20 protein-coding genes and 1 tRNA gene are annotated in these 20236 nt (G+C 53.9%); 4 read left to right on the top strand and 17 right to left on the bottom strand.

From position 1 onward, the window contains the following. Nucleotides 1-92 precede the first annotated feature (92 nt). From BK658_RS09435 to BK658_RS09415, 5 genes are all read right to left on the bottom strand, one after another. Nucleotides 93-974 carry a helix-turn-helix transcriptional regulator gene (locus tag BK658_RS09435; protein ID WP_123582077.1) on the bottom strand — a complete coding sequence of 294 codons (882 nt, stop codon included), beginning with the start codon at nucleotides 972-974 and terminating at the stop codon, nucleotides 93-95. Between the two features lie 263 nt (nucleotides 975-1237). Continuing rightward, nucleotides 1238-1588 carry a hypothetical protein gene (locus BK658_RS09430; protein WP_123582076.1) on the bottom strand — a complete coding sequence of 117 codons (351 nt, stop codon included), beginning with the start codon at nucleotides 1586-1588 and terminating at the stop codon, nucleotides 1238-1240. Nucleotides 1589-1668: 80 nt separating this feature from the next. After that, complete coding sequence (locus BK658_RS09425; protein ID WP_123582075.1) at nucleotides 1669-2823, bottom strand: tyrosine-type recombinase/integrase; 1155 nt, start codon at nucleotides 2821-2823, stop codon at nucleotides 1669-1671. Between the two features lie 170 nt (nucleotides 2824-2993). Continuing rightward, the gene (locus BK658_RS09420) at nucleotides 2994-3362 is read right to left on the bottom strand and encodes a hypothetical protein (protein ID WP_123582074.1); all 369 of its coding nucleotides are present in this window, start codon (nucleotides 3360-3362) and stop codon (nucleotides 2994-2996) included. Further along, nucleotides 3340-3894 carry a hypothetical protein gene (locus BK658_RS09415; protein WP_123582073.1) on the bottom strand — a complete coding sequence of 185 codons (555 nt, stop codon included), beginning with the start codon at nucleotides 3892-3894 and terminating at the stop codon, nucleotides 3340-3342. The genes BK658_RS09420 and BK658_RS09415 overlap by 23 nt, the downstream gene beginning before the upstream one ends. A gap of 619 nt (nucleotides 3895-4513) precedes the next feature. Here BK658_RS09415 and BK658_RS09410 point away from each other — a divergent pair. Continuing rightward, nucleotides 4514-4867 carry a hypothetical protein gene (locus BK658_RS09410; RefSeq protein ID WP_123582072.1) on the top strand — a complete coding sequence of 118 codons (354 nt, stop codon included), beginning with the start codon at nucleotides 4514-4516 and terminating at the stop codon, nucleotides 4865-4867. Between the two features lie 171 nt (nucleotides 4868-5038). Here the strand turns inward: BK658_RS09410 and BK658_RS09405 are convergent, their stop codons facing one another. Both BK658_RS09405 and BK658_RS09400 read right to left on the bottom strand, forming a co-directional pair. After that, nucleotides 5039-6094 (bottom strand): BsuBI/PstI family type II restriction endonuclease, encoded by a 1056-nt coding sequence (locus BK658_RS09405; RefSeq protein WP_185019805.1) that lies wholly within the window; start codon nucleotides 6092-6094, stop codon nucleotides 5039-5041. A gap of 95 nt (nucleotides 6095-6189) precedes the next feature. After that, nucleotides 6190-7695, bottom strand: a complete 1506-nt coding sequence (locus BK658_RS09400) for an Eco57I restriction-modification methylase domain-containing protein (RefSeq protein ID WP_123582070.1) — start codon at nucleotides 7693-7695, stop codon at nucleotides 6190-6192. A gap of 413 nt (nucleotides 7696-8108) precedes the next feature. Here BK658_RS09400 and tnpA point away from each other — a divergent pair, with 413 nt between their 5' ends. The 3 genes from tnpA to tnpC all read left to right on the top strand — a co-directional run bounded on the left by tnpA (nucleotide 8109) and on the right by tnpC (nucleotide 10364). Continuing rightward, entirely contained in the window at nucleotides 8109-8426 is a 318-nt protein-coding gene (gene tnpA, locus BK658_RS09395; protein WP_123582069.1) for an IS66-like element accessory protein TnpA, read from the top strand. Beyond that, nucleotides 8423-8758 (top strand): IS66 family insertion sequence element accessory protein TnpB, encoded by a 336-nt coding sequence (gene tnpB, locus BK658_RS30300; RefSeq protein ID WP_148049709.1) that lies wholly within the window; start codon nucleotides 8423-8425, stop codon nucleotides 8756-8758. Before tnpA ends, tnpB begins: the two co-directional genes overlap by 4 nt. A 61-nt stretch (nucleotides 8759-8819) precedes the next feature. Next, nucleotides 8820-10364, top strand: coding sequence for an IS66 family transposase (tnpC, locus tag BK658_RS09385; RefSeq protein WP_123582068.1), 1545 nt, complete (start codon nucleotides 8820-8822; stop codon nucleotides 10362-10364). On the opposite strand, the gene BK658_RS09380 is transcribed toward tnpC, so the two are convergent. The 10 genes from BK658_RS09380 to BK658_RS09325 form a co-directional block, all read right to left on the bottom strand. After that, complete coding sequence (locus BK658_RS09380; protein ID WP_123582067.1) at nucleotides 10361-11569, bottom strand: MFS transporter; 1209 nt, start codon at nucleotides 11567-11569, stop codon at nucleotides 10361-10363. The genes tnpC and BK658_RS09380 overlap by 4 nt on opposite strands. 105 nt (nucleotides 11570-11674) lie before the next feature. After that, nucleotides 11675-12541 carry a LysR family transcriptional regulator gene (locus BK658_RS09375; protein ID WP_123582066.1) on the bottom strand — a complete coding sequence of 289 codons (867 nt, stop codon included), beginning with the start codon at nucleotides 12539-12541 and terminating at the stop codon, nucleotides 11675-11677. Between the two features lie 379 nt (nucleotides 12542-12920). Next, nucleotides 12921-13430 (bottom strand): hypothetical protein, encoded by a 510-nt coding sequence (locus BK658_RS09365; RefSeq protein ID WP_148049708.1) that lies wholly within the window; start codon nucleotides 13428-13430, stop codon nucleotides 12921-12923. Nucleotides 13431-13546: 116 nt separating this feature from the next. Next, nucleotides 13547-13939 (bottom strand): hypothetical protein, encoded by a 393-nt coding sequence (locus tag BK658_RS09360; protein WP_123582063.1) that lies wholly within the window; start codon nucleotides 13937-13939, stop codon nucleotides 13547-13549. A 251-nt stretch (nucleotides 13940-14190) separates the two neighbouring features. Continuing rightward, the gene (locus BK658_RS09350) at nucleotides 14191-15123 is read right to left on the bottom strand and encodes an LAPAL motif-containing putative phage structural protein (protein ID WP_123582061.1); all 933 of its coding nucleotides are present in this window, start codon (nucleotides 15121-15123) and stop codon (nucleotides 14191-14193) included. A 706-nt stretch (nucleotides 15124-15829) separates the two neighbouring features. After that, nucleotides 15830-15905: transfer RNA gene (locus BK658_RS09345), tRNA-Phe, on the bottom strand. Between the two features lie 103 nt (nucleotides 15906-16008). Next, entirely contained in the window at nucleotides 16009-16281 is a 273-nt protein-coding gene (locus tag BK658_RS09340) for an oxidative damage protection protein (RefSeq protein WP_019691289.1), read from the bottom strand. Next, entirely contained in the window at nucleotides 16278-17345 is a 1068-nt protein-coding gene (mutY, locus tag BK658_RS09335) for an A/G-specific adenine glycosylase (protein ID WP_103319677.1), read from the bottom strand. The genes BK658_RS09340 and mutY overlap by 4 nt, the downstream gene beginning before the upstream one ends. Beyond that, a complete protein-coding gene (locus BK658_RS09330) occupies nucleotides 17342-19573 on the bottom strand; it encodes an AsmA family protein (RefSeq protein WP_123582060.1) in 2232 nt (743 codons plus the stop codon). The genes mutY and BK658_RS09330 overlap by 4 nt, the downstream gene beginning before the upstream one ends. A gap of 82 nt (nucleotides 19574-19655) precedes the next feature. After that, on the bottom strand, nucleotides 19656-20054 hold the full coding sequence (locus BK658_RS09325; protein ID WP_123582059.1) for an acetyl-CoA sensor PanZ family protein: 399 nt from the start codon (nucleotides 20052-20054) through the stop codon (nucleotides 19656-19658). Nucleotides 20055-20236: the final 182 nt, after the last annotated feature.

Below are 20236 nucleotides of genomic sequence, written 5' to 3'. Positions count from 1 at the left end.
TTTTTTGAGATCGACGGTCGCCAGAAAAAACGAACGCTTCGTGGCGATTTGATCATTAATGCGTGGGGTGTGATCGCGCGTGCATCTGTTGTTCATAGCTGGCTGAGCAAGTTTTTTACATCGCGCTTTAGTTGAGCTTGCAACGTGGGGGGGCTGATCACCATCAGGTGGGGCAGGTAGGCTTTTATCGTAGGAAGTAACTGAACCACATCAATCACATGGCTTGAAAGCAATAAACTGCCGTCATCGAGTTCCTTAAGCATGACCTGTTGGGGTAGAACGACGCGGTGCAGGAAGTTGTGGGCGATGCAGGCGGCCGCCTTGAGAATCACCTCGGTCAACGGCATCGACTCATCCGCGACCATGCGTTTTAGCTGTGCGATAACGCCTTCTTGCTGCGTGAACGTCACTGCCAATTGTTCGACGTGAGTCACATTGGCAATCGGCTCAATGATCAGTGCGTCGTTGCTGATCCCGGCAAGGTGCCAATGACCTTTGTGATTGATGAGCAGGTAGGGCGCAATGACTACCGTCGCGAGGCTTCCTTGTCGTTGAATGCTGGTGAGGCAACGATTGGTGATCGCTTTGGACAGCGGTTTTAAGTGTTGATGGTGCAGGTTTTCACTGTCCAGGTTAAAACCTGAGAGAAGGAATACCGGCGAGCCTGATGGAGCCAGCCATTGACTGAGCAGCGCTGGGTGATTGTCAGGGAACAACGCCGTGGCACCTACCTGCTCACACAGGCGAAATAATGCCAAGGTGTTCGAGCGACCAAAATAGGTCGGGTCAAGTGAGTAATGTTGCCCTTCTCGCTGCAACGGCAGATAAGCCAATCGGACGTTTAAATCCCGTTGAATGGTGCGCTCGGAGACGTTGAATTCTTCCGCCAAGCTGCTGATGGATAAGCGCTGTCCGTTGTTGAACTTGGTCAGGATGATGCCCAAGCGCTGGGCTAACGTATCGTGCTCGGCCATTTAGGAACGGGTCATTGTCGTCGGAGAATCATTGTCCCGCCAGTACCCGACAGGGCGTGTCGAGCCCGATTTTCAAGACATCGAACGGACGAGGTAAGCACTGTTGTTATTGCGAGTGCGGTACTGACATTGCGGCGAAAAAAAGATAGTTTTCCAATGGAGGGCAATACCGCGTGCACTGCGTGACTTCTGAATCAAAAATAAAAAGCCCAGCCAATCGCTGAGCCTTTAGTACCTCCTATGACGTCATGTTCTTGAAGACTTTAGCGCTGGCATCGCAGCGTGCCGGTGCTTTCCATTTTGTTGGCTTCCGCTAGCTCGTTTTTCGCCAAGTATTTATCCAAGTCCGCTTCGGTTGCACGTTGCCCACTCATGCTCGCTTCCAATAGTGCGGTGGTTTTTGAGTGTTTCAAGGTGGAGGCGATATCTCGGTAACTATAAGGCTGCATCGATCGGCCTTGGTCGTTGCTGACGTAGCTTGTGCCACCTCGCTTTTCACAATTCTTGGCGAAGTACTGCATGCCTGAAAGTGACACCAGGCTACTGGCGTGGGACTGAACGCTGATCGACAGCAGCGAGGTGGTGACGGCGGCAGCAAGGACGATTTTTCGCATGGTGAACTCCTGATGGAATGTTGAGTGTCGCGGTCTTGAAAGGATGCCAAGGCTGCCCGACAGGGGGTGTCGGGCATTGGCTAAGAGGTTGCTGTCACGAGGTCGCTGACGCGATTGGAGGCCACCCGCAGGTTCTCGGAAGCGAGGTGGGCATAGCGCTGGGTGGTTTTGTTACTGGCATGACCCAGTAGGTGCTGGACTTCGTACAGGCTGGCCCCGTTGTTGATGGCCAATGAGGCGAAGGTGTGGCGTAGGTCGTGAATTCGTAGGTGAACGAGTCCGGCGACTTTTAAAGCGCGCTGAAAGCATTTACGAGCGTTGTTGAGTGGCTTGCCGGGTTTGGCGCCGGGGAAAAGATAATGACCGCTAGCTTTGCCCGGCAATTCGTTGATGACGGCCAATGCCGGTTCGCTGAGCATCACAAAGCGTTGGCGCCCGCTCTTGGTGATCGGCAGGTTCCAAAGCAACCGCTCTTGATCGATGTCTTCCCATCGGGCCTGTAACGCTTCTTCGCGCCTTACACCGGTGAGCAGCATCAGCTTGATGGCTTTGGCGGCGATCTGGTTTTGTTCCGTGCTAAGGACCGTCCACAACCGCTTGGCCTCGTCGATGCTAAGGAAGCGCTGAGATTGATTATTCTCGGTGTGCATGCGAATACCAGTCGCCGGGTTGGTATCGAGGTAGCCCCATAGGATGGCGAGGTTGAAGCTCCGCTTCAGCAGGGCCAGATGTCGATTGGCGGTAGCGGGAGCTCTGCGGCTGATGAGTTCGTCGTGGTAGCGTTGGATCTCCTGTCGGTTGATGGAGGCGAGCGGTCGAGCACCGAACATCTCGAAGAGGTGGGTTTTGAACTTTGAATCATCGCTGTTCGCACTGCGCTTGCTGGCGTAGGCGTGGGGTAGGTAGTGGTCATCGATGAAGCGGCGAAAGGTCATCCCTGATACGACGAGCGTTTCTTGTGGATCAATGCCATTTGAAAGTTGAGCCCTGTGTTTGAGCGCTAGTAACCGGGCATCGCCAATTTCTAGCTCTCCATAATTCCCCAGCTTCATGCTTCGCTGTCGCCCGGCATGTCGGTAACGCAGATAGAAGAATTTACGTCCTTGCTTGTTGATCAGCAGTTTTAGTCCTGAAACCTCGGTGTCGGAATACTCGCTCTCTCTGGCTTTGGCATCGCTTGGTTGTGGGGGAAGTGCGTCAATCACACGCTTGGAAAGGCGGATGAGCTTGCTCATAGGGCACCTTTTTTGACACGCGTTTGGACTATCCCTGAGTCAGCTCAGAAAGCTGAGCCAGGGCAGTCATCAGTGGTCGGTATGGTTGGGTTGATGAGGTGGTTAACGAGAGACTGTTGATTGCTCCCGTCGCTCCGGTCCATTTCCGGTGCTTTCGGTGGTGGGGCCGGTCAATGCGAACTCCATTGTGTAAGTTGTGTGTTCATCTCTGATTGGAGATTGAGTCCTTTCGGAATCAGTACTTCCACCGAGAGCAGGTCAGACAGGAGGATGACGGCGGTATAGAAGTGACCGTGGTCCTCGACGATTTCAAATGAGGCTGCCGGATCGTAGGGACTGTGCAGGAAGCTTCTAACGCCAAGGAATAGCCCTTTGTCGTAGGGATCATCGCCTTCACCCCAGACGGCAAACCAGCCGAGTTCATCGGGTTGCCACTGTGTGCCGTAACCTTGTAAAACCCGGAACTGGTTCTCCACCCATTGGCGCATATCAGTGTCGAGGATTTGGGCAGCAGCTTCACTCTGACGAATCAGCAGCATGCTCTGTCTCCTGGGTTTTCCCTTGCTCGATGTTTGGCTCCGACGATGAGTTGCTCGCCTGCGATGTCGACAGGATCGGTTTACCATCGAGCCGAACCCGCATGAGCTTACCTTTGAGTGCCAGCACAGCTTTTTTCCAGCTGCTAGCGTCGTCAAGCACACGCAATTTGGATTCAAGCTTCCCATCTCTGCCCAGTAGCTTTTCAGCCAGTAGGGCGGCAGCAAGGAACGGAGCGTTATTGCTGGAGCGTCCTGTAAAGACTGGTAGGAGTACTTTGCTGGGGAACGCTTCTGCCCGTTGACCTAGGCTTTCCAGTATTTCGAGGATGGCATCGGTATTGATCCACTCTCGGCTGAAGTAGCCTTGACTGCCACTGTCGATCAACGCAATGAACACCTGTTTTCTGTCGGTTGAAAGGGCGAGTTGATAGGTGATCTTTCCTTCGGCACCGGAGCTCAGTTTTGATGCTTGGGCTTCTTTTACCGCGATGAGATCCATAAAGCTGGGTTCGACGGCTTTGGTTCTGCTCATATTATTTCCGAAGTGTGTCGACGTGACGGGCTCAGTGTCCGCTCAGGCGGGTTGACGGCGTGGTCACGTTGATTAGTCTATTTTGAATACCCTCCAATCGCTTAGATAAGGGGGTATTAACGAGGCTAAAGCTATGAAGCCTGTGCGACATGGGCTTTAGTGTGAATACGGTTTAAACGCCTACTTTTCGCGGCAAAACGTGCAGAGCAGATCGTAGATACTGATGGCGACTTGAACGCGCGGGTCCGGGATGTTTCGGCCTGTGTCAACGGCGCTGGAAATCCAAGGGTTTTTACATGTGCACATAGATCTCTCCTGAATACTCACCCGACAGAGTGTTGGGATCATAGAAATATATCTGCGTGAAATTTGCGTAAATACGGTTTGCTCAGAACTTACAGGGCGAAAGTGGATGGATCTATTTTGTCCTGGATATTCAGGGCTTTCAGTTTTGAGAGATTTTTTTTGAACAATACTATAGGGGACTTACAAATCCTCTCGCTTCGAATGATCGGCGCCGAGCTCCCCTAGGAGCGCGTTTTTTGCTGTGTTTCAAGGTGAATCGAGTTTTTAAAATTATTAACCGCTTGGCCGCTAATGCTGAGCTATGGAGATTCAAATGAACTGTGTATTGTTTTATGAACTGGTAAGCACTTCGGCTAGGAAAGAAGTCGATTTAAGAACCCAAGAACTTAATATTACTCAATGTGCCGCTTACGCTTTCCCGGAATCGAAAGAAATAGTGGTTTTTAAGAGGTTTTACGCAATTTCCCTGCCGCCCGATGTGGGGAACGATCGTTCTGCGAGGCTTAGAAGGCTTGGTCGGGCATTGGCTAGTAAAATGCCTGGTTTATGCCAAGAGGCAATGAAGCACTATGGATCAAAAGAAGGCGCAGCCAGCAGTCAGCTTTTTCGCAGGGTAAGGGGAAAGAAAAGGTTGGAGGTGTGTAAAAACTACTATGATGATGTTTGAGATTTTTAATACCTACTGCTGAGTGAACAACCGCCGCAAAAGCTTTTGAGCTTTTGCGGCAGTTTTAGCGCTTTAAAGTTGCAGCCCGAAAGTGAATTAAAGTCGAGCGTTAGCGGGCTTCATCAAAAAATAATGAGGCGTCACGATTGGGTGAGCTGACTTTAACTTATTTCAGGGTTTGCTTAAGATTTCGAGTCTCACAAGAAGTTCTGGTTCACTTCTGAACCATATGTCTGAACCTCGTGCAATTTCACTGATCCTTTTTTTGAAGGGGGAGGCGTTTCGGTCTTCAAATGCAGTGATCATTCGGACATGGCTCTCCGGAATTCCTGCATCAGCAGCAATTTTTAGTAGAGACTCTTTGCGCAGCTCAGTAATGGGGCCGTCGCTGTGCACAACTTCGATGAATATCAGCCGAAGTCCATCTTTGTGACCAGTATCAGCAGCCACAATATCAGGTAGTTCCGCAGACGAGGAAATATGCAAATCAATATCCTCCGCCTCACCAGAAAGCTCCCGGAATGTTTTCCTTTCCGATGTACTTATATGAACAACTACAGGTTCAATCATGATCTGCTTCAGTAGCTCTTCGCAAACGTCGCGTGTGATTACAGAAGCCTCACCGGGTGGTAAACGTAAAGTAGTGCCGGTGGTCGGCAGCGTGACTGCTATTTGACCTTCTTTGGCTCCAGTTCTTCTGAGAAGGCGCATTCTTTTGAGAATCATGGGGTCTAGGTTCTGTTCCTGCCAGCGCCCAATGAGTTCGGTCAGACTTGCGTCATCAAGTGACGGATCAAAAAGTGCTGCAAAGCTCTCTGCTAAGCAGTAAATCGGCGCAGGAGAGGTCGTTGGTACCCCTTCACGTTTTACGATCAGGCCAATGGGTATTGCCCTGTTTCTGATTAAGTCGTCTCGAAGCGGCTCTCGGGTGTTGTCGGCATACCATTGATCTACCGCTTTGTACCCTGGTGTGTGGCAAGTCGAGATCCACAGGAGCCGTTCCTCATCGGAGTCCTTCTCTGACTGGGGATACCCAAACCGAATCACCGTTGAGGGGCGAAAGTAACGCTCCATGCCTTCAGTAAAGGCGCCATACAAGCATACAAAAACCATTTTTGCTGCCATGTCGCCGACCAATATTGCGCGGTCTGGAAAGGTCTCAGGGAAAACCAAGGCGAGGCGATCTTGTACAAATTTGAGGGGGGCAAACGGCGGTAGGCTGGACATACGGATTCTCCTCATTGGGGGTGAGATGAATCCTATCAATGCGCTCTCATTGCTGCAACTAAAATAAATCCACTTCAGTTCTGGAGTTATTTTTTCTATACCGCAGCTAGGAGGTGTCTTATCTGTAGCGTCACCGTAACGGCGTGATCTGCCTCAGCTAGCGTCGGCGTGTCAGGTAGCAGATTTCCGATAGCAATAAGCGATTCAAGTGGTGGTAGACGGAGCTTCCGAAGCTCGGTTGCATTCACTTGCGTGCTACCGGAAACCGCTCGGAAATGGGCGTCTACTACGGTGCTGTTGAGAAAGGCTGCGAGTCCTATGGTCTCCGAACGAGTGAGCTCTCCTCCGGGGCGGTAGATGTAATTCAGATGATTTTCTAGGCCAATGAACTCGCCAGGCAAGCTTCCAGCAAGGTACGGAGCTGCTGTCACCCGCCTGATATCCTCTTTGGGGCTGAAGCGTCGCATGACCACGTAGTTGGTGTTTCTTAGGAGCATCCAAGCGCTAGCCGCATTGGAGAGTATGTGCTCGCGTTTTTTCTGTATTGGCCACCTTATGCCCGTATGTTTTACGTGCTGCATCCATAGCAACGGAACAGCTCCTCTGGCAAAGGATTCCAAAATGAATTCTTTGGAGCGAAATGGGACTACTGGACCAGTCGATACCTTGAGTCCGAGTGTGGCCAAGGTGTCGTGCCACTCCTCAAAATCATTTCCAGCATGATTTGCCCCCGCTGCCACCGGAATAGCGATTGTCATTTGGTCATCGTTGGCGATCACCTCGGTGGTTGGAATCGCGAAGAGCTCGGCGTCACGTAGGTCCAAGACTCCTTGGCTCGTACTGAAGGCAATTTCTCCAGCGCGTAACGGTTGAGCCGTAGCCCAAGCTATTACGGCCTCTTGTAGGATGGTGTCCTCGTAGAAGTGCGCTTGGCGGCTCTCAAAAAGATGCAAGGCATCGATGTGAAGGTAGTGAAGTAGATGCCTTCTCACAGCAGCGAAATAGGAGCCGTTGAGCCAGGATCGCGGGGTAATGAAACACCAGCGCCCTGTTGGTTTGATTAGGCTGGCGCAAGCTGCTTGGAACAACCCGTAGATATTTGGTTGGCCATAGACCGCGTAGGTATGAGCCTTGGCTCTGGGATCCGCCTTGTTCAGCTTAAAATAGGGAGGGTTAGCTATGCAGACATCGAACTCCGGCCTAGCGGATTGCGCTAAAGCAGATAGCAGAAAGTCCCCAATTACGATGTGGCACGAAAGCGTCACGCCCGAGTCTTTTGCGGCTCGCCGTAGACGGTCAGCCAAGCGCCTCAGATAAGGCTTGAGTCGTGTATCTATCTCGTAAAGTGTCAGCTCTATACGAGAAGGGCGTTCCTCGCGCCTTAGAAGCTCTTGCACGACGGCGGCAGCGAGTATTCCCGCTCCTGCTGATGGCTCTAGGATGCTAACGACATCAGAGAATATCCCGGTAGTTGCCCGCTGCGCCATGAACGTAGCTATAGGAGGGGGGGTCATGAACTGCCCCAGGCTCTTCTGCTCATCTTTGCTAAGAGACGAGACAAAGGCTTTTCCATTTTGGTGTGCAAACTGGGTGATTGGCATCGGTTTCTACGTAAAAAGAGAGTGGTCAGCTACTAGTCGGCTTCTAAGTCGCAACGGAATTTTGCCTTCTTTCACCCTCTCTCAGGGAAAGTTTTCGCATTTTTAAGACCGGGCGTCTGGCAATCCGCGCACACCGCGTGACTTCTAAGCGTCTGGAGTGCGAGGTGGTAGAGGGCGCTCAGAGGTCCCGTTGCGTGCCAAGGGAGACGAGAGAGCTGCGCTGGCTCAGTTTCGGTCAGCGGCAACAGGAGGATATCAAGTGATTGTTGAGATGATATTCAATGACGTATTTACACCCACATCGCGTCATTCCTCGTAAGCGTCCAGCCAACACACCTTCCGAACTCCAGCATTAAGGGCGATGGTGTCCGCGTATTTAAGCGGACGCGATCACCCTTAACGTCAGGATTTCCATGCGCCAACGAAACTCTTACCCGAAACCCTTCAAGGCCCAGGTTGTTCAGGAATGTCTGCAACCGGGCGCAACCCTATCCAGCGTTGCCATCAGCCACGGCATCAATGCCAACGTTATCCGCAAGTGGCTACCCCTTTATCGAGATCAGCTACCGGCGGCGTTGCCGGCTTTCGTTCCGTTGAAAGCTACACCTAAAAGGCAGGCGGAAGCGTTGGCGACCATTGAGCTGCCGCTTGGCGAGCAATTGATCACCGTGAAATGGCCAGCGTCCGATCCTGAAGGCTGCGCCCGCTTTGTCCGTGGACTTACTCAATGATTCGCATCGACGCCATTTGGCTCGCCACCGAGCCCATGGACATGCGGGCCGGCACTGAAACTGCGCTGGCCAGGGTGATCGCGGTGTTCGGTGCGGCGCAGCCGCACTGCGCTTATCTGTTCGCCAATCGCCGCGCCACTCGTATGAAAGTGCTGGTGCATGACGGGATTGGCGTCTGGCTGGCTGCTCGTCGATTGAACCAAGGCAAGTTTCACTGGCCAGGCATTCAGCGTGGCTCCGAGATGGAGCTGGATCCTGAGCAACTTCAAGCGTTGGTGCTCGGCCTCCCGTGGCAACGCGTTGGGGCTGGCGGTGCAATCACACTGCTTTAACGCCCGCCATTAGCCCATTGGTCTATCGCCGCGAACGGCCTGCTCTGGCAAAATTCGCCGCATGACTTCCTCGCCCAATCTCGACCAGATGACCCCAGACCAACTGCGTGCCCTAGCGGCGCAGTTGCTGTCTCAGGTTGATTCTCTCGGGCAGCAAGTCGACCGGATGGGCAAGAAGAACGACCGCGACCAAACCATCATCGAGCAGCTCACCCACGAAATCGCCTGGTTCAAACGTAATAAGTTTGCCAAGCGCAGTGAGCAACTGAGCCCTGCCCAAGGCAGCCTGCTCGATGACCTGCTCGACACCGACATCGCGGCCATTGAAGCCGAGCTGAAGGCGTTGAATCCGCCGGCTGCGCTGGCCGAACCACGCAAGCTGCCCAAGCGTGTTTACTTGCCTGCGCAGTTTCCGCGTACTGTGATTTATCACGAACCCGACCACACTCAGTGCCCCTGTGGCTGCCAGCTCCAGCGCATCGGAGAAGACGTCAGCGAGAAGCTGGATTACACCCCCGGCGTGTTCACCGTCGAGCAACATGTGCGCGGGAAGTGGGTCTGTCGCGAGTGCGAAACACTGACTCAGGCACCGGTTCCGTCCCAGGTAATCGACAAGGGCATCCCGACCGCAGGGCTGCTGGCTCACGTGATGGTGGCCAAATTCGCCGATCATTTGCCGCTGTATCGACAGGAGAAAATCTTTGGCCGCGCCGGCCTGACTATCGCCCGCTCGACCCTGGCGCAATGGGTCGGCCAAACCGGTGTGCAGCTCCAGCCCTTGGTCGATGCGCTGCGCGAAACAGTGCTTGCTCAAGGTGTGATCCACGCTGACGAAACGCCGGTACAGATGCTCGCGCCGGGAGAGAAGAAAACCCACCGTGCTTACGTCTGGGCCTACTGCACCACGCCTTTTTCAGCGCTCAAGGCAGTGGTTTACGACTTCAGTCCGAGCCGTGCGGGCGAGCATGCACGCAACTTCCTAGGTCAGTGGAATGGCAAGCTGGTTTGCGACGATTTTGCCGGCTACAAAGCAAGCTTCCAGCAAGGCATCACTGAAATCGGCTGCATGGCCCACGCCCGCCGCAAGTTCTTCGATCTGCACGCGACGAACAAAAGCCAACTGGCCGAACAGGCGCTGCACTCAATTGGCGGGTTGTACGAGATCGAGCGGCAAGCGCGGGGTATGACCGGCGAAGATCGCTGGCGAATACGCCAGGAAAAAGCGGCGCCCATTATCGACGCATTACACATCTGGATGTTGGCCCAGCGTGACCTTGTGCCCGAAGGATCGGCTATCGCCAAAGCTCTGGATTACAGCCTCAAGCGCTGGACGGCACTGACGCGATATCTCGAGGACGGCGCTGTGCCCATCGATAATAACGCGGTCGAAAATCAGATAAGGCCGTGGGCACTTGGACGCTCGAACTGGTTGTTTGCCGGATCGCTACGCAGCGGTAAACGGGCGGCGGCAATCATGAGCCTGATCCAGGCTGCGCGCATGAACGGGCACGATCCATACGCCTATCTGAAAGACGTCCTCACGCGCTTGCCAACCCAGCGCGCCAGTCAGATTATCGATCTGCTGCCACATAAGTGGGCTCGTTAAGCCTCGCCGTGTGTACGAGTTTGACTTTGCTTAGGGACGTGCCTCCAAAGCTGCATGAGCGCCAAAGAAGCAAGACTCGCAATAATGAGCGCAAGTGAGCTTATTCCAATGCTCAGCCCCCAAAAGTCGATCAAGTAACCTGTTAACACCGGGATCGCCCCAGCGGGCACATACCCCCCCATGTTGAACACTGCGTTGGCTTCGGCTCTGCGCTGCGCAGGCACGCGGTCAGCAATAAGGGTCAGTCCACCTAACTGGCCCAAGCCTTGACCGGCGCCTGCCAACAGAGCGGAAACGATCAGCCATGGAGCGGAACCGGTTTCCAGCGCGATCCACACGAAAATCATTGAGAAGACAGTACCGATCCCGCTAAGCGAAAACACGGTACGGCTGCTGTATCGCTTCGCCGCAAACTGCACGCCCACGGCGACGAGGAACATTGAAAAGGCCATACAACCCGTGACAAGGGGACTATTCACGCCTAGAAAAGTCGCTATCAGCTTGGGGCCGAGCGATAGGATGAATGATGTCGAAGTTATTCCAGGGCCGAAGAACGCTATCCCCAATAGCACGATGCCAAGGTTTTCCTTAGCGACGGTGGGCAAGCGCGGTTTAAACGTACCGCCCCCAAGCTTCTGGTTCTTTTGATTGAGTAACGCTAGGAGCGCCACGCACAAAATCGCGATTTCCACTCGGAAGACTGTGTGGATCGGGTTCGGAAGATATTGCGCAACGATCCCTGCCAATAGCGGCCCGGTGCCCGCTCCGGCCACCATCGCGACAGATGCCATTAGCGAAGCAAAATGCTTGCGATGAGGCTGAGCATGCTCGACGACATTCGCCATACCCCCAGATACAACGAGGCCCACCGAAACGCCGGTGAGGAAGCGTGCGAGCATCAAGACGCCGATGCTGTGCGCTTGGTCGAACAGAATCGCTGCAATGATAGCGAGCCCCACACAGGGTAGAAGCAAGGCTTTGCGCCCGTAGTGGTCGGACAGCTGCCCAGCGACGGTGAGAGTTAGAAGAAGACCGATGATGTAGCAGGCAAAAATTACGGTTAGCACCCCCGACGCGAAGCCGAGGGACTGCTGCCAAAAGCTGTAGAGTGGCGTAGCGGCATTTGAAAGTATAAAAATCGCGGTCACGACCCACGCTGTACGGTACACAGCCATTGAGCTTTTTATGGGATGGGAACTGCTCATTGGTGAAGGGCCTCTCAGTGGGCAGGAATTCAATTCGGAGCCCAGAGTAGAGAAATGTTTCGTGATGGCCCATTCATCAAAGTCACAAACCGGATGTGAAAAAATTCACAGCTCCTGTGCCTGCACTAATCCCTCCATGAGGAAATCAAGCACTGCCCGGATTTTTAGAGAGCTGCGTAAATCTTCATGAAACGCGAGCCAGATGGGTAGTTCCAGCGGTGTGTGATCCATATCAACCCTTGCCAGCCCATATTCTTTGCCTAAAAAATCCGGAAGGAAAACTATGCCAGCATTGCCTACGGCAGCTAATGCCTGGATGCGCAGGTCGTTGCTGGTGACGGAAAGCGGTCTTCCTTCCAGCCGATCCAGGAGCCATTGCTGCTGTACCGAATCGTCCATGCTACGGTCGTAGCCTATGAACTCGAACTCTTCAGGTTCACGTTGACTAATGTAGTCCTCGCTAGCATGAGGGTAAAAATGCAAGGAGCCGAGACTTTTGGCGACGACACTCTGTTCATCCGGCCTGCTGAAGGTAATGGCAATATCGGTTTCTTTCCTTGCCAACGACGCAATGGACTTGGCTCCGACGAGCGTCAGCTGCAACCGGGGATAACGCTCGCGCAATACCCCAAGTCGCCGAGCTACCAACGTTCCGAGGTATGCAGGAGGTGCAGACAAGATCACCGCACCCTCAATACGGCTTTCTCCCCCGTCAGCGAATCGCCTGAGCGCAAGTGACGCAGACTCCATCTGCGCTGCATATTCACCTACCCTCACACCATCCTCGGTCAGTTGGTAGACACGGCCCCTACGATCTACCAGCTTCATGTCCAAAGAGGCTTCAAGGGCAGCTATTCGGCGAGCCACAGTCGCGTGCTCCACCCCCAGCGAGCGAGCCGCAGCGGCTAAGGAGCCCTCATGAACAAAGGCAAAGAAAAAACGGAGGCTGTCCCAGTCAAGCATATTGGTCATCAGGGTGTGGTTAGGAGTGGATTTACAGCGAGCTAAAAGCGTAGCTTACCGATAAATCAGGTGGCGCTGCCGCATAAAGCTTGGACTTAATTTCGTCCCCACGTTCTCCGCCCCGCAAGAACCGCTTGGCGATTACAGCGATCACGACGGGCATGGAATATTCAGTCCCCCCGGGGCCTGTAGAGTAACGGGCAAAATCGCGGGTGATATCAGGGGGCCCTTGTCCTTCCATCGGCGCTCCGACTTCGGCTCCACTGCTCACTACGCGCACTTCCATTTGCACCTAACGCATCGCTTCCAGCATCCCCGACGCGGCTGCGGTTAGGATTCTAGCCCGGTGCAAGTCAGTTTCGTTGCGCAAGGTGTATTGGACGGACGCTTACCATTCCTCATCAAATGCCATTGTCCATCCGGCGACGTACAAGATATGAGACGTGTCGGTCTGATTGGAAGGGGTGGTGTGCGCATCTATTTTCACTTGGTCGCGTCTAGTTTTGGGGGATGGGGGTAGGGAGCTTTGGATACCGAGACCAATTCGTGGTGATGCGTTCCAGTCCTCAATCGTTTTGCTTGATGATGGCTTCGCTTTACGCAACTCTTTTGCTAGGTGGCGTTCTGCTTTACTGGGGCCTTCCCGGCTCAAACGGCGTCGCTCTTTTTTTGCCAGTGCCTTGCTTGGATTTAGAGTGGTGTCTCCAGATTTTGGCCTGTACCTCTCTATGAAGCCAATGAGTCGGGCGGCTAATATTTCGAACTCTTCCTGTCCTTGGAGGCCTAGCATGGCCTTGTAAAGTACACAAAATTGCTGCCACTCACTGTAGTCGGAGAAATTTTGGCGATCCATGCCGACGAGATAAATATAACCATAAAGGCTTCTGGGAAGCTTCATAGATTTGATCTCGCTGATCTGTCGAGTCAGGAATCTGCTAGGCATTAGTTTTCGAACCCCCAAAAACAAAAAGCTTCATATATGAGAGCCCAGCGATCGGCTGGGCTCTTAGTATGTTAGCGTACCTTTCTGGCTTTCAGTTTTCCGCTATAAAAATCTTGATGTGCTGTCGATAGCTTCTCAAGAGTTGAGCGTTGGTTCGCTTCAATTATTTTTCTAGTTTCGTCTGGGAGATTTTTGCCCTTGAGTTGATCATTCTGGAACTCAAGGTCTCGTTCAAGGTACGACACTGTTCTGATAAGGTCGGGGTCGATATTCAACTTATGGAATGCTCTCATAAGTAGAACAACGATGAATGGGCTAATGACCGCGATTAGTGCGGAAGCTGCTTGCCGCATATCTGAAGAGATACTTTCAGGTGAGCAGATTGTAAATACAGATATGAGAGCGATACTAACGGTTGCGGTAAGCCCCGGTTGAGTCAGCCCAGAGTTGCTTTGCTCACTCATCCTTATGTGTCTCCGAATCTAAACTCAAAAGAGTTTTTACAATTCTACCATCAGAGTATTTGCTGATTTTTATTTTGGATGTCATTACTCCATTCTGGGCGTAGATCACAATGACGTCTTCGTCAGATATGAAACGATTGAATATATATCTAAAAAAAACACGAGCGAATTTGTACGTGGCTGGTGCCAGTAATATTAGGCTCAGGTATAAAGCCGCCCATGCGATGTCTTTTTCAGTCCACATATCAATGTCAAACCTGGCGTCTGTCACCGCTTGCCCAGTGGCGTGTCACCTCAACAACTACACGATCAATTGTAGATCTCGTGGGCCTTGAGGTCGTTGTTACTTCTAGATCTATTTCGTATAAGTCATCTTTTTTGAACGCTTGCTGGTTTTGTCTGACTTTTTCCAGGAATGTTTTATCCTTCATCGTCACTGGATATTCTTCATGGTCTTTGTTTTTGATTCGCCATCCTTTGCTTGAGTCAAAATTTATCTGGGAAAAGCTAACGTTAATCTTTTCTCGATCTATCGAAATTTCTTCTAGTGTTCCAGCAGGTAAAGGCTTGTAGTCGTTAATTTCCTCTTCCTGTGCAGTCCAGACTGGTAGTTCATTTTTATCTAAAACTTTAAAAACGGCATTGGGCTTTCCGATGAGCGGTGCTTGAATGATTTTGTGCAAAGACTCTCGTGCCCGTTTGTTGGCTATTAATTTAGCCACGGTTTTGTCCATTACAAATGTACCGTCATCAGTTGTTACTTTAGCTTCCTCGCTATCGCCATCAATCGCTATGTTCGTGATTTTTTTGTTTCCGATTTTTTGCACCATTTCAACCAGTGCGGCTTTGGCGATTGCCGCTCCTTGTGCTGCAAATCCTAGTGTCGCTAAAACCTTTAAAGCTACGCCTGGGTCTGCCAGTAATGCGAACACTACCTCGACAGAGCCTTCCTTGACAGGAGTAGTTACCTTTAGCTGGACCTTTTCGATACTTGAGCCAATTGCCTTGGCTGTTTCCTCAATCAAGTTATTCATGCCAAGGATAGCCTCTCCCAACTCCTTAGCATTTATTTCGTGATGGGATAGTGATTTGTCTTTTGCGTCATAAGAAATGACAAACTTATACTCGGCAAGTTTTTTTTCTTCATTTTTCTCGGTCAGATTGCCATTTTGCTCGTTTGTCATTTCCGCTCCATTCTTAAAGCTAATATCTAATGTCCGTTTTCAGACTTTAAATTCTTTACGGTATTTCCCCGCCGGCAAGAATGCTATCAAATCCCCTCCTTGACAATCCTGCGAGGGTCTATCACCAGCGAAAGCCGTTCCGCAATTTTTTCTACGGCTTGGGTACGGGCAAAATTTGGTTTGCAACGGTGTGTCTAGATCTAGGTATTTGGATTTTTTCCGTCTGTTACTGGGCGCGTTTCCAAGCCGTCGTTTCATGTCACAACAAAGCTAATCATGCCCACTTCATCCTATGTATTTCCCCTGGATTCGGATAGGGGCCCGTTTTCTTTACATCTTGCACATGGAGGGCTGCGATGGAGCGTTTTGCCGTGACGGCGCGCGTACCGCGTGACTTTTGTTGGTGTCGAAACGAGCGCTCTGGCGCAGGTGCTGAGAGCCCCTGTGGCGCGGTTTGGGAGGCGAGAGGGTGGTGCTGGGGCGGACTGTGTTGCCACTCGCCCGGGCGAGCTTAGGTGGGCCCTCTGTTGTATCTTCGAAACTGCCTTAAAGCATTTACTTTTGGGGAGATGGCCTAGGACGTGGTTGGAGGGGTAGTCAAAGAAAGGTGCGAAGTGGCTTGGTCCAGAAATGGTCCAGCAGCTATTAAATCGCAGGCAATAAAAAACCCCAAGGACACATTGTTCCTTGGGGTTTCTCGGTATTTTGGTGCCCAGAGACGGAATCGAACCGCCGACACGGGGATTTTCAATCCCCTGCTCTACCGACTGAGCTATCTGGGCAACGGGGCGCATTAAACGGGTTTTTCAGGGGGTCGTCAAGCAAGTTTTCAAAAAATATTTAATTATTACCGTCGCTTACGATCCAACCCCCATTTTCACGGGATTACTCGGCAGGTGGAACGTAGCCTTCGGCCTTGGCGTATTCCTCGCCGGAGAAGTACTTGTCCATCTCGCCCTGAAGATATTTGCGGTCTTCGGCGTTCATCATGTTCAGGCGTTTTTCGTTGATCAACAGGGTCTGGTGTTTTTGCCAGTCGGCCCAGGCCTTGGCCGAGACATGGTCAAAAATGTCCTGACCTTTGGCACCCGGGAACGGGGCGCGCTCCAGGCCTGGCAATTGTTCTTTGTACTTGCGGCACATGATGGTGCGGGTCATGACGACTCTCCTGCGTTCAATACATCGGCCGCGCGCTTCAGCAGTTTTTTCACCGGGGCGGCAAGGCCCAGGCGCGGCGGGGTGGCGAGGTTATACCAGAGCCAGTCGGCCTCGGCCACGTGATGGCCGGCCTCCTGGACCTGGACCAGCCAGGGTTCGATAGCCAGTTGGAAATGGCTGAAGGTATGGACCAGGCTCGGCAGTTCAACGTGCTTGCCCAGTTCCAGCGAATGTTGCAGTGCCAGATGTTCCAGGTCGCCGAGGTCGTCGAGTTCCGGCAGGCTCCACAAACCGCCCCACAAGCCCGTGGAAGGGCGCCGATAAAGCAGAATGGCGCCGTCGCGGTTGGCGAGCATCGGCATCAGCGTGCGCTTCTGTGGCACGGTTTTACGCGGTTTGGGGATCGGGTAGCGGGTCTCCAGGCCGAGCATGTGCGCTTCGCAGCCCTTTTCCAGCGGGCACAGCAGGCAACTCGGCTTGCTGCGGGTGCAGAGCGTAGCGCCCAGGTCCATCATCGCCTGGGTGTAGGCGTTGACCCGATCGTAAGGTGTGAAGCGCTCAGCGTTGGCCCACAGCTGTTTGGCAACCTTCGGTTCGCCGGGGTAGCCCTCTTGCGCGGTAAAGCGCGCCAGCACCCGTTTGACGTTGCCGTCGAGGATCGGCGCGCGCAGGCCCATGCTCAGGCTGGCGATGGCGCCCGCAGTGGACAAGCCGATGCCCGGCAAGTCAGTGAGTTTTTCGACATCCCGAGGAAACTCGCCGCCGTACTCGGCAACGACGATCTTCGCGGTTTTTTGCAGGTTGCGCGCACGGGTGTAGTAACCCAGCCCGGTCCACAAGTGCAGCACTTCATCTTCCGGCGCGGCGGCCAGGGCTTCGACCGTTGGCAGCGACGCCATGAACCGGTCGAAGTAGTTCAGCACGGTGCTGACCTGGGTCTGCTGCAACATGATTTCCGAGACCCACACCCGATACGGGGTGATGCCCTGTTGCCAGGGCAGGTCGTGGCGACCATGACGGTCGTACCAGTCCAGTACCGCGGTTGAAAACTGCTCGGCTTTCATCGCTTGAACAACCCCTTGAGGGCGTTTTTCAGTTCTGGACTGACTTTGTCGCCGAGTTTCTCATCGATTTTGTCGCCGAGCTTGTCACCCGCCAGCTTGCCCGCGACCTGGCCGAGACGCTCGCTGTCCAGGCGGCAGGCCTTGGCGCCGAGCTCCAGCGGGCCACGGCAGCGCAATGGCCACTCGATATTTGCATAGCGTTCGTTGACCTGGCAGGCCGGGTCCGGCATGTCGCTCTTGTCACCTTCGACGGTAATGCCGATGCGGTAATCCATGCCCAGCACCCGCAAGTCGACGTCACCGTTGCCGTTGACGGTCATGCCCGGGATGCGGACTTTCAGGTCTGGATTGCTGGCCACGCCATTGCGCAACGTCAGGTTGCCCTTGAGTTCCTGGAACGGTGTGTCCTTGCCATGAGGTTCGCCGCTGAGGGTTTTGTGGTTCAGGGTGGCGATGCCTTTGCACAACTGTTGTTCAAGGTTGGCGTTGAGCAACACGCCGTTATTGAGCACGAAACTGGCCGTGCCGTTGAGGCTGTCGATCAGTGCTTTCTGGCTGTTGCCGCTGGCGGTCAGGTTGCTGTTGAGCGTGACCAGACCTTTGACTGGCGGTTTTTTCCCTTGGCTTTCGAGAATGTTCTCCACCGGGACTTTGCTGATCTGCGTTTGCATGCTCAGCAACGGCACGGGCTGACGAACATCGAGCGTGCCCTTGGCAGCGAAGTTGCCGTTGTAGAGATCGCCATGCAGGTTTTCCAGGGTCAGCAGGCCGCCCTGGCCAGTGGCTTTCAGCGCGGCGTTCTGGATCGACAGCTTGTCGAGGGTCAGTTGGCCGAAGGTCAGGTCGGCGTCCAGATCAAGCTTGCTCAGGCGTTCCGACGGAATCAGTTTGTCGCTGCTCCAGGCGCCTTTGGTCGGAGCGTTCGGCAGTGGTGTGCTGCCAGCGCCGGCCAGTGCGTTGGTCTCGGTGCTGCTGACTTCCGACTGACGAGCCACTGCAGCGCTGTTGGCTTCGGCGGATTTTGGCGGCAGGTAGCGATCAGCGTTGAAGGTGTCGCCCTTGAGCTGCACGCGCAATGATTGCTTGGCGAAATCTTCGACGGCGATACGCCCGCTGAAGCTGCTGTCGTCGACTTTCAGGTTGAGATCGTCCAGCACCACGCTGCTCGGGGTCCCCGCCACACGGCTGACCAGTTCGACTTTGCTCAGGCTGCCCTCGGCCATGGCCGGGAGTTTCTGACCAATGCTGTCGACAAACTTCGCCAGGTCGAATTGGGCAATCGACACACCGCCGCTGATTTGCGGGGTTTTGTCCAGGTTGTTGACTTTCAGTTCGCCGAGCGCGCGCAACTGGTTGGCAGAGATCTTGATACCGGTCCATTCGGCGACGTTCGCTGCTTTATCCAACAGCAGTTGGCCTTGAGCGGCAAAGGTCACGATCTTGCCTTGCAGCGGTTCGCCGGAGATTTCACCCGCAAGTTTCATATCTTCGAACTGGTAGCGCTGGAGGGCGCGTTCGAAACGCAGCCCGCCATTGAGTTCAGTGCGCACCCGCACGTCCGGCTGGTTGCTGGCCAGGAATGCCGTCAGCTTGACCTGAATGTTGGTCGCGTCGTGCACCGGTCCGGTGCTCAGCTGGATGCTTTCGGCGCTGTACTGCTTGCCGGTTTGCTCATCGTTGTATTCAACCCGGGCGTTGTTCACGGTCAGGCTGTCGATGTCGAGACGAATCGGTTGGGCCGGTTTTTCCGCAGTGGCGGGTATTTCGGCAACCGGTTCGCTGGTGTTGCCGGTAGCCGGCGCATCCGCCTTGGCGGCGACAGGCGGGACCTTGCCGATGTCTTCCCAGTTACCGTGGCCATTTTTGTCACGGTTGAGGCGCAGGTTCAGGCCCTCGACGCGGACATCGCTCATCTGCACTTCCCGGCGCAGCAACGGCAGCACCCGTACGGACAGGCCAAGCATTTGCAGGTCGGCAAACGGCTGGGTCGGGTTGGCCAGGGTCGCGACGCCGGCTTCGTGCAGTTCAAGGCCGAGCCAGGGGAACAGGCTCCAGCCGATATCGCCATTGAGCGTCAGCTCGATGTGGGCCTTGTCGCGGGCAATTTGGCGGATCTCGTCTTTGTAGTCGTTGGGATCGAAGAAGTGGGTCAGGGCAAAGCCCAGCGCCACAATGATCAGCAACAACCCGAGAAGCACCAAACCCAGGATTTTGCCGAACGCTTTCATGGGCGAGTCCTTGTAGTGAGTCAATGTCGAAATTTAGCCAAGGAGTATAGCGCCCCGAAACCGACGACTGGTCAGTGATCGCCTAGAGCAGGTCCAGCGGCAGTTTGAGCTTGGCAGCGAGTGCCTGGGCTTCGAGGTGCCCGGCCGGGGCCTGCAAGTGCAATTTTGCCCCCGCGAGCCCGGCCATTTTTTGTGCTTCGCAGACCAGGCGTTCAGCCACGCCTCGGCGACGGGTAATTTTTCGCACGCACAACTGCGACAGGTACCAGATGTCCTGCTGCCAATGCAGGCGTGCCGCACCGAGCAGCCGGTCATTGAAACGTCCGGCGATCAGCGAGCCGTCGCGCAGGTTGTTTTCAATCAATTGCAGCTCATCGTTGAACGGTGCAATCAGCCAGCGCGGGGCATCGTGGTAGATCTTCTGCAGATCCTGCAGATCCTGATAGCTGGGTTCGTTCAGCAATTGGACGACGATGGGCATAGGGTTTCCTGTGAAAGGGTTGTTCGAGCATCGCCGGTCAGTGGCTGAAACGGCTTTTTAGCGTGTGATCGGAACAGATGTCACATAAAAGGTGATATCAGTTTGGTTTTTCTGTCACGGGCAAATGGTAATCTTTGCCCGTTCGTCGGTCCTTCTGCGACCTGTCGTCGCGCCCGAAAGGC

The organism is Pseudomonas brassicacearum (assembly GCF_003732175.1).
Lineage (GTDB): Bacteria > Pseudomonadota > Gammaproteobacteria > Pseudomonadales > Pseudomonadaceae > Aquipseudomonas > Aquipseudomonas brassicacearum_G.
The sequence above is the reverse complement of the archived record's forward strand: the minus strand, read 5'-3'. Positions and strand labels throughout refer to the sequence as shown.

Excerpts from the sequence above, each read along its gene's own strand:
- BK658_RS09435 (WP_123582077.1), bottom strand. The coding sequence starts at position 974 with ATGGCCGAGCACGATACGTTAGCCCAGCGCTTGGGCATCATCCTGACC.
- BK658_RS09430 (WP_123582076.1), bottom strand. The coding sequence starts at position 1,588 with ATGCGAAAAATCGTCCTTGCTGCCGCCGTCACCACCTCGCTGCTGTCG.
- BK658_RS09425 (WP_123582075.1), bottom strand. The coding sequence starts at position 2,823 with ATGAGCAAGCTCATCCGCCTTTCCAAGCGTGTGATTGACGCACTTCCC.
- BK658_RS09420 (WP_123582074.1), bottom strand. The coding sequence starts at position 3,362 with ATGCTGCTGATTCGTCAGAGTGAAGCTGCTGCCCAAATCCTCGACACT.
- BK658_RS09415 (WP_123582073.1), bottom strand. The coding sequence starts at position 3,894 with ATGAGCAGAACCAAAGCCGTCGAACCCAGCTTTATGGATCTCATCGCG.
- BK658_RS09410 (WP_123582072.1), top strand. The coding sequence starts at position 4,514 with ATGAACTGTGTATTGTTTTATGAACTGGTAAGCACTTCGGCTAGGAAA.
- BK658_RS09405 (WP_185019805.1), bottom strand. The coding sequence starts at position 6,094 with ATGTCCAGCCTACCGCCGTTTGCCCCCCTCAAATTTGTACAAGATCGC.
- BK658_RS09400 (WP_123582070.1), bottom strand. The coding sequence starts at position 7,695 with ATGCCAATCACCCAGTTTGCACACCAAAATGGAAAAGCCTTTGTCTCG.
- tnpA (WP_123582069.1), top strand. The coding sequence starts at position 8,109 with ATGCGCCAACGAAACTCTTACCCGAAACCCTTCAAGGCCCAGGTTGTT.
- tnpB (WP_148049709.1), top strand. The coding sequence starts at position 8,423 with ATGATTCGCATCGACGCCATTTGGCTCGCCACCGAGCCCATGGACATG.
- tnpC (WP_123582068.1), top strand. The coding sequence starts at position 8,820 with ATGACTTCCTCGCCCAATCTCGACCAGATGACCCCAGACCAACTGCGT.
- BK658_RS09380 (WP_123582067.1), bottom strand. The coding sequence starts at position 11,569 with ATGAGCAGTTCCCATCCCATAAAAAGCTCAATGGCTGTGTACCGTACA.
- BK658_RS09375 (WP_123582066.1), bottom strand. The coding sequence starts at position 12,541 with ATGACCAATATGCTTGACTGGGACAGCCTCCGTTTTTTCTTTGCCTTT.
- BK658_RS09365 (WP_148049708.1), bottom strand. The coding sequence starts at position 13,430 with ATGAAGCTTCCCAGAAGCCTTTATGGTTATATTTATCTCGTCGGCATG.
- BK658_RS09360 (WP_123582063.1), bottom strand. The coding sequence starts at position 13,939 with ATGAGTGAGCAAAGCAACTCTGGGCTGACTCAACCGGGGCTTACCGCA.
- BK658_RS09350 (WP_123582061.1), bottom strand. The coding sequence starts at position 15,123 with ATGACAAACGAGCAAAATGGCAATCTGACCGAGAAAAATGAAGAAAAA.
- BK658_RS09340 (WP_019691289.1), bottom strand. The coding sequence starts at position 16,281 with ATGACCCGCACCATCATGTGCCGCAAGTACAAAGAACAATTGCCAGGC.
- mutY (WP_103319677.1), bottom strand. The coding sequence starts at position 17,345 with ATGAAAGCCGAGCAGTTTTCAACCGCGGTACTGGACTGGTACGACCGT.
- BK658_RS09330 (WP_123582060.1), bottom strand. The coding sequence starts at position 19,573 with ATGAAAGCGTTCGGCAAAATCCTGGGTTTGGTGCTTCTCGGGTTGTTG.
- BK658_RS09325 (WP_123582059.1), bottom strand. The coding sequence starts at position 20,054 with ATGCCCATCGTCGTCCAATTGCTGAACGAACCCAGCTATCAGGATCTG.